Below are 12,905 nucleotides of genomic sequence, written 5' to 3'. Positions count from 1 at the left end.
GTTTTTCGTGCAGGCTTTACGATGGCCCGCAGGAAACTTGCTTGAAGGGGGAGAACTTTTGCGAAAAGCCCGAGTCTATGTTTGCGAGCCTGAACAATGTCAGTTGCAGCACTCCTTCATGCTTAACGAGGAGTGTTCATGCTAACCCAGGAAGAGGATCAGCAGCTTGTCGAGCGCGTACAGCGTGGCGATACGCGAGCATTTAATCTGTTGGTGCTGAAGTATCAGCACAAAATTCTAGGGTTGATCGTGCGATTCGTGCACGACACCCATGAGGCTCAGGACGTTGCACAGGAAGCCTTTATCAAGGCTTACCGTGCTCTCGGAAACTTTCGCGGTGACAGTGCTTTTTATACCTGGCTGTATCGCATCGCCATTAACACGGCGAAAAACTATTTGGTGTCGCGAGGTCGGCGTCCACCGGATAGCGATGTAAGGTCTGAAGACGCGGAGTTCTACGACGGCGATCATGGCCTCAAGGACATCGAGTCGCCGGAACGTGCATTGTTGAGAGATGAGATCGAGGGCACCGTCCATCGGACCATCCAGCTTCTCCCGGAAGATTTACGTACGGCGCTAACTTTACGTGAATTCGATGGTCTGAGTTATGAAGACATTGCGAGCGTCATGCAGTGTCCTGTTGGTACCGTGCGCTCTCGGATCTTCCGCGCTCGGGAAGCCATCGATAAAGCCCTGCAGCCGTTGTTGCAGGAATCCTGAGACAGCGGCGATAGCCCAAGAGAGGAACCCGCCATGAGTCGTGAAGCCCTGCAGGAATCGCTGTCCGCGGTACTGGATAACGAAGCGGACGAACTGGAATTACGTCGGGTATTGAATGCCATTGACGATGCCGATACTCGCGCTACCTGGTCGCGTTACCAAGTTGCTCGTGCAGCTATGCACAAAGAGCTGCTGATCCCGCATCTGGATATTTCGGCTGCTGTATCTGCCGCGATCGCCGATGAAGTCAGCCCGCTCAAAGCAGCACGTGGACCTTGGCGCACGCTGGGTCGTCTGGCTGTTGCAGCGTCGGTTACCGTAGCCGTTCTGGCCGGTGTCCGCCTGTACAACCAGGACGATATCGCCGGTGCACAACTGGCACAGCAGACCCAACAGCCTGCCAACCTGACTGTTCCACAAGTGAAAGGCCCTGCCGTACTGGCTGGCTACACTGAAAGTACCGAGCAGGCGCCTGGCCCTATGGCCAACGGCGTGTTGCAGGGTGCTGGTCAAGGTGATCAACGTCTGCCTGGCTACCTGCGTCAGCACGCCCAGGAAGCAGCGTTGAAAGGTACTGAAAGCGCGCTGCCTTACGCACGTGCTGCGAGTCTGGAAAACCGTTAAGGAGGATCATGCGAGCCGTCCCTCTACTGCCATTACTGCTTGGTGGATGGCTTGCCCTCCCGGTACAGGCTGATGATGCGCAAGACGCAATCAATCGTCTTGCCAAGGTTGATCAGCAGCAGAGCTATCAAGGCACCTTTGTATACGAACGCAATGGTAGTTTTTCTACCCATCGAATCTGGCACCGCATAGCGGATGGGCATGTTCAGGAGCGTTTGTTGCAGCTTGATGGCTCTGCTCAGGAAGTTCTGCGTGTTGACGGGCTTACACAGTGCGTCAGCGGCACGCTTGAAGCGGGTGTGGCCAATCCGGTCGACTCATCTGCCCGCGCATTCGATGTCAAAAGACTTTCCGCCTGGTACGACATAAAAATTGTCGGAAAATCCAGAGTGGCCGGTCGTCAGGCAACTATCGTTGCGCTGTCCCCCAAGGACCAGCATCGATACGGCCTTGAACTTCACCTGGATAACGAAACCGGTCTTGTGCTCAAGTCGCTTCTGTTGAGCGAGAAGGGGCAACTGCTCGAACGTTTCCAGTTTACCGATCTCGATACCGCCGGCGTTCTGTCCGAGCAAATGCTCAACACTAGCGCCGACTGCAAGCCCGTGTCTGTGTTGAAAGCCAAGCCTGAGCCGTCCATAAGTTCTGTGGCATGGCATTCTGATTGGCTGCCGCCTGGTTTCGAAGTCAGCAGCAGTGGTGTGCGCAAGGACTCCTCCACGCAATCCTCCGTTACCCATCTGATGTATGGCGACGGTCTGGCGCGTTTTTCAGTGTTCATCGAGGCAGTGAAAGGCGGCGCATCTTCGGATATTCGCACTCAGCTAGGCCCGACAGTGGCGGTCTCGCGTCGTCTCACAACACCGCAGGGCGACATGATGGTGACGGTCGTCGGAGAAATACCGATGGGCACCGCCGAGCGTATAGCCTTGTCGATGCGTAACGACGAATCTCCAGCCAAAAAATAAACATTTGAAGTCACGAATTCCAGGATGTAAAAATTTTCATCCTGGGTTTCAAGAGTCGCCAGGGCGCATTCAAACTGGCCTGGGCGCAGGTACTGAAATGTTTGGTGAGGTTTGCACGTTGCAAAAACTCTGGTTTTTTTCTATAGGTCACAGCCTCGCAGCTTTGGCCTTTTGTCGTTTCCAGAGGCCATGTCGCTGATCCAGAGATGAGCATCGCTGCTTGAGGTCTTTGAGTCAGTTGCTTGTACTGCTTAATTTTTTGCTCGTTACCAACGGGAGCTATATGTCGATACCACGCATGAAGTCCTACTTTTCACTGATTGCCGCTGTGCTCATGCTCGGCCAGGTTGCTACGGCTCAAGCCGAGAACCTGCCGGATTTTACCGGGCTGGTCGAGCAGGCCTCGCCAGCAGTGGTGAATATCAGTACGCGCCAGAAACTGCCTGATCGCGCCATAGCCAATCAGCAGATGCCTGACCTGGAAGGCTTGCCGCCCATGCTGCGCGAATTTCTCGAGCGCAGCATGCCGCCAGGGTCGCGTCCGCCGGGAGCCGGCAAGGGTGATCGTCAGCGCGAAGCCCAGTCACTGGGCTCGGGCTTTATCATTTCCCCCGATGGTTACATTCTGACCAATAATCATGTGATCGACGGTGCCGACGAGATTCTTGTGCGCCTTTCTGATCGCAGCGAGTTGAAAGCCAAGCTGATCGGTACCGACTCGCGCACCGACGTTGCGGTTCTGAAAATTGACGGCAAGGACCTCCCTACAGCGAAACTGGGCAACTCCAACACGCTCAAGGTGGGTGAGTGGGTGCTGGCGATCGGCTCGCCATTCGGCTTCGATCACTCCGTGACCAAAGGCATTGTCAGCGCCAAGGGTCGTAGTCTGCCAAACGACACCTATGTGCCGTTCATTCAGACGGACGTTGCCATCAACCCGGGTAATTCGGGTGGCCCGCTGTTCAACATGGCGGGTGAGGTAGTCGGGATCAACTCGCAGATATTTACCCGCTCCGGTGGTTTCATGGGGTTGTCGTTCGCGATTCCGATTGACGTCGCCATGGATGTGGCCAACCAGCTCAAGGCCAGCGGCAAAGTCAGCCGTGGCTGGCTGGGTGTGGTTATTCAGGAAGTGAACAAGGACCTTGCCGAATCGTTTGGTCTGGACAAGCCTGCCGGTGCGCTGGTTGCTCAGGTGCTTGAAGATGGCCCGGCTGCCAAGGGTGGCCTGCAGGTCGGTGACGTGATTCTGAGTGCCAACGGCCAGCCAATCATCATGTCGGCTGACCTGCCGCACTTGATAGGCAACCTCAAGGACGGTAGCAAAGCCGAACTAGAAGTGATTCGCGACGGCAAGCGTCAGAAGCTGACGGTCACTGTTGGCGCGCTGCCTGACGAAGGCCAAGAAATGGGCGATGTTGCTGGCACAGGCGCCGAACGCAGCAGCAACCGTCTGGGCGTGTCGGTGATCGAACTGACAGCCGAGCAGAAGAAATCCCTGGACCTCAAGGGCGGTGTGGCCATCAAGGAAGTCACAGGTGGTCCGGCTTCGCTGATTGGCCTGCAGCCGGGTGATGTGATCACTCATCTGAACAACCAGGCGATTACGTCCAGTAAGCAGTTCACTGAGGTGGCGAAAAGCCTGCCCAAGGATCGCTCTGTTTCGATGCGTGTTCTGCGTCAGGGCCGTGCGACCTTCATCACCTTCAAGCTGTCCGAGTAACAGGGCGGTTTGACCGGGAAGGGTGGCTGCGGCCACCCTTTTTTGTACCTGTTTGTTTACCTTGCGCCTATCCGGGTACCTGTAAGCGTGACGCCTCTTGCTTAGTTCAGGTACAATTCCCGGCTATTTTTCGGCGGGCAATCTGCCTGCAACCTTTTTGAGTGTTGATCCGTGAGTGATTTGAGTCATATCCGCAATTTCTCCATCATCGCCCACATTGACCATGGCAAGTCGACGCTGGCCGACCGCTTCATTCAAATGTGCGGCGGCCTGTCCGAGCGCGAAATGGAAGCCCAGGTGCTCGACTCCATGGATCTTGAGCGCGAGCGCGGGATCACCATCAAGGCCCATAGCGTTACCCTGTATTACAAGGCCAAAGACGGTATCACCTACCAGTTGAACTTCATTGACACCCCGGGGCACGTCGACTTCACCTATGAAGTCAGCCGTTCGTTGGCCGCGTGCGAAGGTGCGTTGCTGGTGGTCGATGCAGGGCAGGGCGTCGAGGCTCAATCGGTCGCCAACTGCTACACCGCCATCGAGCAGGGCCTAGAGGTCATGCCGGTATTGAACAAGATGGACTTGCCGCAGGCCGATCCGGACCGCGTCAAGGAAGAGATCGAGAAGATCATCGGTATCGACGCCACCGATGCCGTGGCGTGCAGCGCCAAGAGCGGTATGGGCGTGGACGAGGTCCTCGAGCGTCTGGTAGCAACCATTCCCGCACCGACCGGCAACATCGAAGATCCGCTGCAAGCGTTGATCATCGATTCCTGGTTCGACAATTACCTGGGCGTCGTGTCTCTGGTGCGCGTGCGCCACGGTCGCGTCAAGAAAGGCGACAAGATCCTCGTCAAGTCCACCGGCAAGCTGCATCTGGTCGACAGCGTTGGGGTGTTCAACCCCAAGCACACGGCAACCGTTGATCTGAAAACCGGCGAAGTGGGCTTTATCATTGCCGGTATCAAGGACATTCACGGAGCGCCGGTTGGTGACACCCTGACCCTGAGCACCACGCCCGATGTAGACGTGCTGCCCGGCTTCAAGCGTATCCAGCCTCAGGTATACGCCGGCCTGTTCCCGGTCAGCTCCGACGATTTCGAAGACTTCCGTGAAGCCCTGCAAAAGCTGACGCTGAATGACTCTTCGCTGCAATACCTGCCTGAAAGCTCCGATGCGCTGGGCTTCGGCTTCCGTTGTGGCTTCCTCGGCATGCTCCACATGGAGATCATCCAGGAGCGTCTTGAGCGTGAATACAATCTCGACCTGATCACCACCGCGCCAACCGTAATCTTCGAGCTTTTGCTGAAGACCGGCGAAACGATTTATGTCGATAACCCGTCCAAACTGCCTGACCTGTCGTCCATCGAAGACATGCGCGAGCCTATCGTTCGCGCAAATATTCTTGTGCCGCAGGAGCACCTGGGCAACGTCATTACGTTGTGCATCGAAAAACGTGGCGTACAGCACGACATGCTGTTCCTCGGCACCCAGGTTCAGGTGAGCTACGATTTGCCGATGAACGAAGTGGTTCTGGACTTCTTCGATCGTCTCAAGTCTGTCAGCCGCGGTTATGCTTCGCTGGATTATCATTTTGATCGTTACCAGTCGGCCAACCTGGTCAAGCTCGACGTTCTGATCAACGCCGAGAAGGTCGATGCCCTGGCATTGATCGTTCACCGCGACAACGCTCATTACAAAGGGCGTGCGTTGACCGAGAAGATGAAAGAGCTGATCCCTCGACAAATGTTCGACGTGGCAATTCAGGCCGCCATTGGCGGTCAGATCGTGGCCCGGACAACCGTCAAGGCGCTTAGAAAGAACGTACTGGCCAAATGCTACGGCGGCGACGTCAGCCGCAAGCGTAAATTGCTGGAGAAGCAAAAGGCCGGTAAGAAACGCATGAAGCAGGTCGGTAACGTGGAAATTCCACAGGAAGCCTTCCTCGCAGTGCTCAGGTTGGAATAGTCAGGTCCTATGTCACTAAATTTTCCGCTGTTGTTGGTCATCGCTGTGTTCGTCTGTGGCGTGCTTGCACTGATTGATCTGGTCATCCTGGCGCCTCGTCGCCGGGCTGCCATTTCGAACTATCAGGGAAGCGTCGGCGAACCTGACATTGCTGTCGTAGAGCGCTTGAACAAAGAGCCTTTGCTGGTTGAGTACGGCAAATCGTTCTTTCCGGTGTTGTTTATCGTGCTGGTGCTTCGTTCGTTTCTGGTAGAGCCGTTCCAGATTCCTTCGGGCTCCATGAAGCCGACGCTGGATGTGGGTGATTTCATTCTGGTCAACAAGTTCGCGTATGGCATCCGCCTGCCGGTACTGGATCAGAAGGTCATCCAGCTCGGTGATCCGCAGCGTGGCGATGTGATGGTGTTCCGCTACCCAAGCGACCCAAGCGTCAACTACATCAAGCGTGTCGTCGGTCTGCCGGGTGATCGCATTCGCTATACCAGCGACAAGCGGTTGTTCATCAACGGTGAGCTGGTTGCCAAGAAACTGATCGGCACCGAGCCCGGTACACTGGGCAGTGCAGAACTGTACGAAGAACAACTGGGCGCAGTCGAACATCAGATCCGTCAGGAAATGAGCCGATACCGCGCGCCGCCTGACAGTGAATGGACAGTGCCTGCTGCGCACTACTTCATGATGGGCGACAACCGCGACAACTCGAATGACAGCCGTTACTGGGATGATCCCAATATTCCCAAGGACGAACTGGGCATGGTCCCGGACAAGAACATCGTAGGCAAGGCTTTCGCCGTCTGGATGAGCTGGGCGGAACCGAAATTGAGCCACTTCCCTAATTTTGCACGCGTAGGGTTGATCAAGTAATCGATGCGGCGCTGCCTGGAGCAGCGCCGTATGTCATTTGGGCTGACTGGAAACGCCTCTGAACCCTGAGTCGACCCGGTCGGGCAGGCAGTGAACTCTCGAGGTTGAAGTCGAACATGACGTTCTCTACTTCTCAAAAAGGTTTTTCGCTAGTGGGATGGCTGTTGGTGCTGGCGCTTGTCGCGTTCGCGACGAGCACGGCCTTCAAGCTGGTCCCGCATTACCTCGACTACATGACGATGAAGAAAATCATCGAAACGGTCGACACCAATCAGGCCCTGGACATTACCACGGTCGACGATTTCTACGGTTATGTCGGTAAGAACATGCAGGTCAACAGCATTCGGGATATAGATTTGAACAAGGCGTTGAAAGTGACGGTGGAGAACAATGCGTTCAAAGCTCATTTGAACTATGAGCAGCGTGAACCGTGGTTCCAGAACATCGATCTGGTGATGAAGTTCGACAAGCAATTCAGTGTGGGTAAACCGTGAGCGTATCCTTGAGCCGCCTTGAGCGTCAGCTCGGCTATACCTTCAAGGATCAGGAACTGATGGTCCTGGCCCTGACCCATCGCAGTTTTGCCGGTCGCAACAACGAGCGTCTGGAATTTCTCGGTGATGCCATTCTCAACTTCGTGGCGGGTGAGGCGTTGTTCGAACGCTTCCCTCAGGCCCGCGAAGGCCAGCTGTCGCGCTTGCGTGCGCGCCTGGTGAAGGGTGAAACCCTTGCGTTGCTGGCCCGTAGTTTCGATCTGGGCGAGTACCTTCGCCTGGGGTCCGGCGAGCTGAAAAGCGGTGGTTTCCGTCGCGAGTCGATTCTCGCCGACGCCCTTGAAGCGCTGATCGGGGCGATCTATCTGGACGCTGGCATGGAGGCTGCGCGCGAGCGCGTTCTGGCCTGGCTGACAACCGAGTTCGACAGCCTGACGCTGGTAGACACCAACAAGGACCCCAAGACCCGACTGCAGGAATTTCTCCAGTCGCGGGCCTGCGAACTGCCGCGTTACGAGGTGGTGGATATCCAGGGTGAACCGCATTGCCGGACGTTTTTCGTCGAATGCGAGATCAACCTATTGAATGAAAAAAGCCGAGGACAGGGTGTCAGCCGCCGGATTGCCGAACAGGTAGCCGCAGCAGCAGCACTTATTGCCCTGGGCGTGGAGAACGGTCATGAATGATACAACCGCAACACGCTGTGGCTATGTTGCCATTGTCGGCCGTCCCAACGTAGGCAAGTCCACGCTGCTCAACCATATTCTGGGTCAAAAGCTGGCGATCACCTCGCGCAAGCCGCAGACCACGCGTCACAACATGCTCGGGATCAAGACCGAGGGTGCCGTGCAGGCGATCTATGTCGACACTCCCGGCATGCACAAGAATGGCGAGAAAGCGCTCAACCGCTACATGAACAAGACTGCTTCGGCTGCGTTGAAAGACGTCGACGTGGTGATCTTCGTCGTGGATCGCACCCGCTGGACCGACGAAGACCAGATGGTTCTGGAGCGTGTTCAGTACGTGCAAGGCCCGGTCATTCTGGCGATCAACAAAACCGATCGCATTGAAGACAAGAGCGATCTGATGCCGCACCTGGAGTGGCTGCAAGGCCAACTGCCGAATGCGTCCATCGTGCCTATCTCCGCGCAGCATGGCCACAACCTGGAAGCGCTGGAAAGCCTGATTGCCTCGCACCTGCCCGAGAATGATCACTTCTTCCCGGAAGATCAGATCACTGATCGCAGCAGCCGCTTTCTGGCTGCTGAGCTGGTTCGCGAGAAGATCATGCGTCAGTTGGGTGCCGAGCTTCCATACCAGATCACCGTCGAGATCGAAGAGTTCAAGCAGCAGGGCCGCACCCTGCATATCCATGCGCTGATTCTTGTCGAGCGTGACGGGCAGAAGAAAATCATCATTGGCGACAAGGGCGACCGTATCAAGCGCATCGGCAGTGATGCGCGTCGCGACATGGAGCTGCTGTTCGACTCCAAAGTCATGCTTAACCTGTGGGTCAAGGTCAAAGGTGGCTGGTCCGATGAGGAGCGCGCCCTTCGCTCGCTCGGCTACGGCGACCTCTAAGCTGCCCTTTCGCCTGACCCGTCTGCGGTTGGGCGAACACTTCTCTTTCGAGCCAGCCTGATGAGCGCGCCCACCGGCCAACCTGCTTATGTGCTCCACAGCCGTGCGTATCGCGAAAACAGCGCGCTGGTCGATTTCCTCACGCCCCAAGGGCGGCTACGTGCCGTGCTGCGCAGTGCCAAAGGCAAGGCAGGCTCGCTGGCGCGTCCGTTCGTGCCCCTTGAAGTCGAGTTTCGAGGGCGTGGCGAACTAAAGAATGTCGGGCGCATGGAGAGCGCAGGCGTTGCTACCTGGATGACCGGCGAGGCGCTGTTCAGCGGCATGTACCTCAACGAACTGCTGATTCGCCTGTTGCCTGCCGAAGATCCGCATCCAGCTGTATTCGAACATTACGCCGCCACATTGCTGGCCCTCGCACTGGGCCGTCCGCTGGAACCGTTGCTGCGTTCGTTCGAATGGCGGTTGCTGGATGATCTGGGCTACGGCTTTGCGATGGACGCCGACATCAACGGCGAGCCGCTGGCAATTGATGGCATGTACCGCCTGCAAGTGGATGCCGGGCTTGAGCGTGTTTATCTGCTTCAGCCCGGCCTGTTTCAAGGCGCAGAATTGCTGGCCATGTCCGAAGCGGACTGGAGCGTCCCTGGTGCGTTGTCTGCTGCCAAGCGTCTGATGCGTCAGGCGCTGGCTGTGCATCTGGGCGGCCGCCCACTTGTCAGTCGTGAACTGTTTCGCAAGCCTTGATCAGGCTTTATTCTCTACAGCCTGCTTCGACCAGCTCGCCCATTTTTCTGGAGACAACCGTGACCCAAAGCACTCGCATCCTTCTCGGCGTGAACATCGACCATGTAGCCACCTTGCGTCAGGCCCGTGGCACGCGCTACCCGGACCCGGTCAAGGCTGCCCTGGACGCCGAAGAGGCAGGTGCCGACGGCATCACCGTTCACCTGCGTGAAGACCGTCGGCATATTCAGGAGCGCGACGTCCTGCTGCTCAAGGACGTGCTGCAGACTCGCATGAACTTCGAGATGGGCGTGACCGAGGAAATGCTCGCATTTGCCGAGCGCATTCGTCCTGCGCATATCTGCCTGGTGCCGGAGACACGTCAGGAGCTGACTACCGAAGGCGGGCTGGACGTCGCGGGCCAGGAAGCGCGGATCAAGGCAGCGGTCGAGCGGCTGGCGAAAATCGGCTGCGAGGTCTCGTTGTTTATCGACGCCGATGAGCGCCAGATCGCCGCTTCAAATCGCGTCGGTGCACCTGCCATTGAACTGCATACCGGTCGCTATGCCGATGCTCAGACCCCGACTGAAGTCGCCGAAGAACTGCAGCGAATAGCCGATGGAGTAGCGTTCGGCGTAGCTCAGGGCCTGATCGTCAACGCCGGTCACGGCCTGCATTATCATAACGTCGAAGCAGTCGCCGCGATCAAGGGCATCAACGAACTGAACATCGGCCACGCGTTGGTGGCTCATGCTCTGTTCGTAGGGTTCAAAGCGGCGGTGGCAGAAATGAAAGCGCTGGTCGTGGCGGCCGCTCGGTAGTCGTCCCGATCAAGGCTTGCGCCCCACAATCACAGCGCGCATCGGCGCTGGCAAGCCTTCGACGGTCTTGCTGTGATCGGCAGGGTCCAGATAGTCGCCCAGTGACTGGAAGCGCATCCATTCGGTGCTGCGCTGTTCCTCGATCGTCGTATGGCTGACGTCGACGCAGCGCACATCGGTGAAGCCTGCGCGGCGCATCCACAGCTCCAGCGCGGGGACCGACGGCAGGAACCAGACGTTGCGCATCTGTGCGTAACGGTCTTCCGGCACCAGCACCTGATGAACATCGCCCGGCACTACCAGCGTTTCCATCACCAGCTCGCCGCCTTTTACCAGGCAATCTTTCAACGCCAGCAAATGATCTATGGGCGATTTGCGGTGATACAGAACACCCATTGAGAACACCGTATCGAAGCCTTCCAGATTGGCTGGCAAGTCCTCAAGTGCGAAGGGCAGATGCCAGACAGGAAGGTCAGGCAGGTAGCGCTGCATGGCCTGAAACTGGCAGAAGAACAGCCAGTTGGGGTCAACACCAATCACGCTGTCAGCCCCGGCACCGAGCATGCGCCACTGGTAATAGCCGTTGCCGCAACCAACATCCAGAACCCGTTTGCCCTTCAGGTCCAGATGCGGCGATACCCGTGACCACTTCCAGTCCGAGCGCCATTCGGTGTCGATATGTACGCCGAACACATTGAACGGCCCTTTGCGCCAAGGCGACAGGCCTAATAACGCCTTGCGCAGCACAGTTCGGGTTTCGCCGTTGCACTCGGCTTGCAGGGTAAAGCTATCGAGCAGATCGATTCGATCGGGTTGCAGGTCTGGAAGCGCATCCAGCGCACTTTGCCAGCGCTGCAAGTCACCATGACCCTTGGCCATTTTCGTATCAAGCTGGGCTTGCAAGCCGTTTGCCCAATCAGCCAGAGGGGTTCCCGCCAGACGGCGGACAAGAGGAGCGAGATCAATCATGGCAGGGCAATCAACGAGGTGAAGTTAAGGCATTGAAACCAGGGCACCACCTTGGAAAAACCGGCGGCGAGCAGACGTTGGCGATGTTCTTCCAGGCTGTCGGCCTTCATCACGTTTTCGATGGCACTGCGCTTCTGGGCAATTTCCAGATCGCTGTAGCCGTTGGCGCGCTTGAAAGCGATGTGCAGATCCGTCAGCAGCGCATGCTCCTGTTCGTCATCAAAACGCAGTTTCTCCGAAAGGATCAACGCGCCGCCTGGCACCAGCGCATCACGAATGCGCCCGAGCAATGTCAGGCGCTGCTCGAGGGCAATGAATTGCAGGGTGAAGTTAAGCGCGACCACCGACGCGGGCTTGAACTCCAGCGCCAGAATGTCACCTTCGATGACCTGCACCGGCAACAGCTCCTGAAACATGGAGTTCTGCGCATTGAGGTACTCACGGCAGCGCTCGACCATCGCACTGGAGTTATCTATCGCAATGACTTCACAGCCTTCGCTGCGTACATGGCGACGCAAGGCTTGAGTCACGGCACCCAGCGAACAGCCAAGGTCGTAAAGTACGGTATCCGGCTGGGCGAACTGCGCGGCAAGTACGCCGAGGTTTTCGACAATCGTCGGATAGCCGGGCACCGAGCGTTTGATCATGTCCGGGAAGACCCGCACCACGTCTTCGTTGAAGGCGAAGTCAGGCACCTGGGCCAGTGGCTGGGCGAAAATGCGGTCGGTTTCTTTGCTCACGGCGGTTCCGGCGAAGGCTTTGAAAAGCGGGCATTCTAGCCAAGTTGTCGCCGTGATGCATGGTGCAGCGCGTGCCTTCGGACAAGCCGCGGGCAAACGGTCAGTTCACCGTGATTGCGCATTCGAAAGTCTGCTCCGGCGCCACTTCCGGAGCCCACGGCTGCTGGTAGGTCATCACCAGTCGCTCGGTCCCTGCGTCGGTTGCCTTGTAGCGCCAGACTGACTGCCCGCCGCTGCCGACCATCTCCTTACTCTCGGCGTTGGCATACACCTCCGGCCCGAGGCTGCGCAGGATGTTCTGCGCCGGATTTTGGGTCAGCCAGCGAAAGCCGGTTGTCGGGTTGCTGGGCAGGGTGAGGATCAGCGTCTGTCCGCTCTGGAGCGTCAGTGGGCAGTCGTTTTCAGCCTCGATGGACACGATGTTTTTCGGTGTTTGCGCGCACGCCGTCAGCAGCGCAAGGCTCAACGGTGCAAGGAAACGGGCAGGGGTCATGGCAAGTTCCGGTTTTGCGAGACGAGGGGCAAGGATAACCGATCAGGGTTTTAGGGGGGAGTACGGCAGGTATACCGCTCAGGATCGGAATCAGTTGATCAGATCAGATAGTCAAGGCCGTGGGAGCGGACTTGTCCGCGAAAGAGCCAGTATGATCGCCGAAAATACGTCGTATGAAGCATCGTCTTCGCAGTCAAGTGGGAGTATCAGTTTTTTT

At 57.3% G+C, this 12,905-nt stretch carries 14 protein-coding genes; 11 read left to right on the top strand and 3 right to left on the bottom strand.

Features of this window, described 5'->3' with window-relative positions; translation table 11 throughout:
• The first annotated feature begins 138 nt into the window (after positions 1 to 138).
• From rpoE to pdxJ, 11 genes are all read left to right on the top strand, one after another.
• Positions 139 to 720: an RNA polymerase sigma factor RpoE gene (gene rpoE / locus ALO64_RS15645; protein WP_044344683.1), complete on the top strand. Its 582-nt coding sequence runs from the start codon at positions 139 to 141 to the stop codon at positions 718 to 720.
• Positions 721 to 753: 33 nt separating this feature from the next.
• Positions 754 to 1,344: an anti sigma-E factor RseA C-terminal domain-containing protein gene (locus ALO64_RS15640; protein WP_004658251.1), complete on the top strand. Its 591-nt coding sequence runs from the start codon at positions 754 to 756 to the stop codon at positions 1,342 to 1,344.
• 8 nt (positions 1,345 to 1,352) lie between these two features.
• The gene (locus tag ALO64_RS15635; protein WP_044344682.1) at positions 1,353 to 2,312 is read left to right on the top strand and encodes a MucB/RseB C-terminal domain-containing protein; all 960 of its coding nucleotides are present in this window, start codon (positions 1,353 to 1,355) and stop codon (positions 2,310 to 2,312) included.
• 298 nt (positions 2,313 to 2,610) lie between these two features.
• The gene (locus tag ALO64_RS15630) at positions 2,611 to 4,035 is read left to right on the top strand and encodes a DegQ family serine endoprotease (RefSeq protein ID WP_223216152.1); all 1,425 of its coding nucleotides are present in this window, start codon (positions 2,611 to 2,613) and stop codon (positions 4,033 to 4,035) included.
• 171 nt (positions 4,036 to 4,206) lie between these two features.
• Positions 4,207 to 6,003 (top strand): translation elongation factor 4, encoded by a 1,797-nt coding sequence (lepA, locus tag ALO64_RS15625; protein ID WP_044344681.1) that lies wholly within the window; start codon positions 4,207 to 4,209, stop codon positions 6,001 to 6,003.
• Between the two features lie 9 nt (positions 6,004 to 6,012).
• Positions 6,013 to 6,867, top strand: a complete 855-nt coding sequence (gene lepB / locus ALO64_RS15620; protein ID WP_044344680.1) for a signal peptidase I — start codon at positions 6,013 to 6,015, stop codon at positions 6,865 to 6,867.
• 116 nt (positions 6,868 to 6,983) lie between these two features.
• Entirely contained in the window at positions 6,984 to 7,361 is a 378-nt protein-coding gene (locus ALO64_RS15615) for a DUF4845 domain-containing protein (RefSeq protein ID WP_002554907.1), read from the top strand.
• Complete coding sequence (gene rnc / locus ALO64_RS15610; RefSeq protein ID WP_044344679.1) at positions 7,358 to 8,047, top strand: ribonuclease III; 690 nt, start codon at positions 7,358 to 7,360, stop codon at positions 8,045 to 8,047. Before ALO64_RS15615 ends, rnc begins: the two co-directional genes overlap by 4 nt.
• Entirely contained in the window at positions 8,040 to 8,942 is a 903-nt protein-coding gene (gene era, locus ALO64_RS15605; RefSeq protein ID WP_044344678.1) for a GTPase Era, read from the top strand. The genes rnc and era overlap by 8 nt, the downstream gene beginning before the upstream one ends.
• Positions 8,943 to 9,002: 60 nt before the next feature.
• A complete protein-coding gene (recO, locus tag ALO64_RS15600) occupies positions 9,003 to 9,686 on the top strand; it encodes a DNA repair protein RecO (protein ID WP_002554904.1) in 684 nt (227 codons plus the stop codon).
• Between the two features lie 59 nt (positions 9,687 to 9,745).
• The gene (pdxJ, locus tag ALO64_RS15595; protein ID WP_044344677.1) at positions 9,746 to 10,486 is read left to right on the top strand and encodes a pyridoxine 5'-phosphate synthase; all 741 of its coding nucleotides are present in this window, start codon (positions 9,746 to 9,748) and stop codon (positions 10,484 to 10,486) included.
• A gap of 9 nt (positions 10,487 to 10,495) precedes the next feature.
• On the opposite strand, the gene cmoB is transcribed toward pdxJ, so the two are convergent.
• The 3 genes from cmoB to ALO64_RS15580 form a co-directional block, all read right to left on the bottom strand.
• The gene (cmoB, locus tag ALO64_RS15590) at positions 10,496 to 11,455 is read right to left on the bottom strand and encodes a tRNA 5-methoxyuridine(34)/uridine 5-oxyacetic acid(34) synthase CmoB (protein WP_044344676.1); all 960 of its coding nucleotides are present in this window, start codon (positions 11,453 to 11,455) and stop codon (positions 10,496 to 10,498) included.
• Complete coding sequence (gene cmoA, locus ALO64_RS15585; RefSeq protein WP_044344675.1) at positions 11,452 to 12,195, bottom strand: carboxy-S-adenosyl-L-methionine synthase CmoA; 744 nt, start codon at positions 12,193 to 12,195, stop codon at positions 11,452 to 11,454. The genes cmoB and cmoA overlap by 4 nt, the downstream gene beginning before the upstream one ends.
• 100 nt (positions 12,196 to 12,295) lie before the next feature.
• Positions 12,296 to 12,688 carry a protease inhibitor I42 family protein gene (locus tag ALO64_RS15580; protein ID WP_044344674.1) on the bottom strand — a complete coding sequence of 131 codons (393 nt, stop codon included), beginning with the start codon at positions 12,686 to 12,688 and terminating at the stop codon, positions 12,296 to 12,298.
• Positions 12,689 to 12,905: the final 217 nt, after the last annotated feature.

The sequence above is a fragment of the Pseudomonas meliae genome (assembly GCF_001400515.1).
In the GTDB taxonomy this organism is placed as follows: Bacteria; Pseudomonadota; Gammaproteobacteria; order Pseudomonadales; family Pseudomonadaceae; genus Aquipseudomonas; species Aquipseudomonas amygdali.
The sequence above is the reverse complement of the archived record's forward strand: the minus strand, read 5'-3'. Positions and strand labels throughout refer to the sequence as shown.

Excerpts from the sequence above, each read along its gene's own strand:
- rpoE (WP_044344683.1), top strand. The coding sequence starts at position 139 with ATGCTAACCCAGGAAGAGGATCAGCAGCTTGTCGAGCGCGTACAGCGT.
- ALO64_RS15640 (WP_004658251.1), top strand. The coding sequence starts at position 754 with ATGAGTCGTGAAGCCCTGCAGGAATCGCTGTCCGCGGTACTGGATAAC.
- ALO64_RS15635 (WP_044344682.1), top strand. The coding sequence starts at position 1,353 with ATGCGAGCCGTCCCTCTACTGCCATTACTGCTTGGTGGATGGCTTGCC.
- ALO64_RS15630 (WP_223216152.1), top strand. The coding sequence starts at position 2,611 with ATGAAGTCCTACTTTTCACTGATTGCCGCTGTGCTCATGCTCGGCCAG.
- lepB (WP_044344680.1), top strand. The coding sequence starts at position 6,013 with ATGTCACTAAATTTTCCGCTGTTGTTGGTCATCGCTGTGTTCGTCTGT.
- ALO64_RS15615 (WP_002554907.1), top strand. The coding sequence starts at position 6,984 with ATGACGTTCTCTACTTCTCAAAAAGGTTTTTCGCTAGTGGGATGGCTG.
- era (WP_044344678.1), top strand. The coding sequence starts at position 8,040 with ATGAATGATACAACCGCAACACGCTGTGGCTATGTTGCCATTGTCGGC.
- recO (WP_002554904.1), top strand. The coding sequence starts at position 9,003 with ATGAGCGCGCCCACCGGCCAACCTGCTTATGTGCTCCACAGCCGTGCG.
- cmoB (WP_044344676.1), bottom strand. The coding sequence starts at position 11,455 with ATGATTGATCTCGCTCCTCTTGTCCGCCGTCTGGCGGGAACCCCTCTG.
- ALO64_RS15580 (WP_044344674.1), bottom strand. The coding sequence starts at position 12,688 with ATGACCCCTGCCCGTTTCCTTGCACCGTTGAGCCTTGCGCTGCTGACG.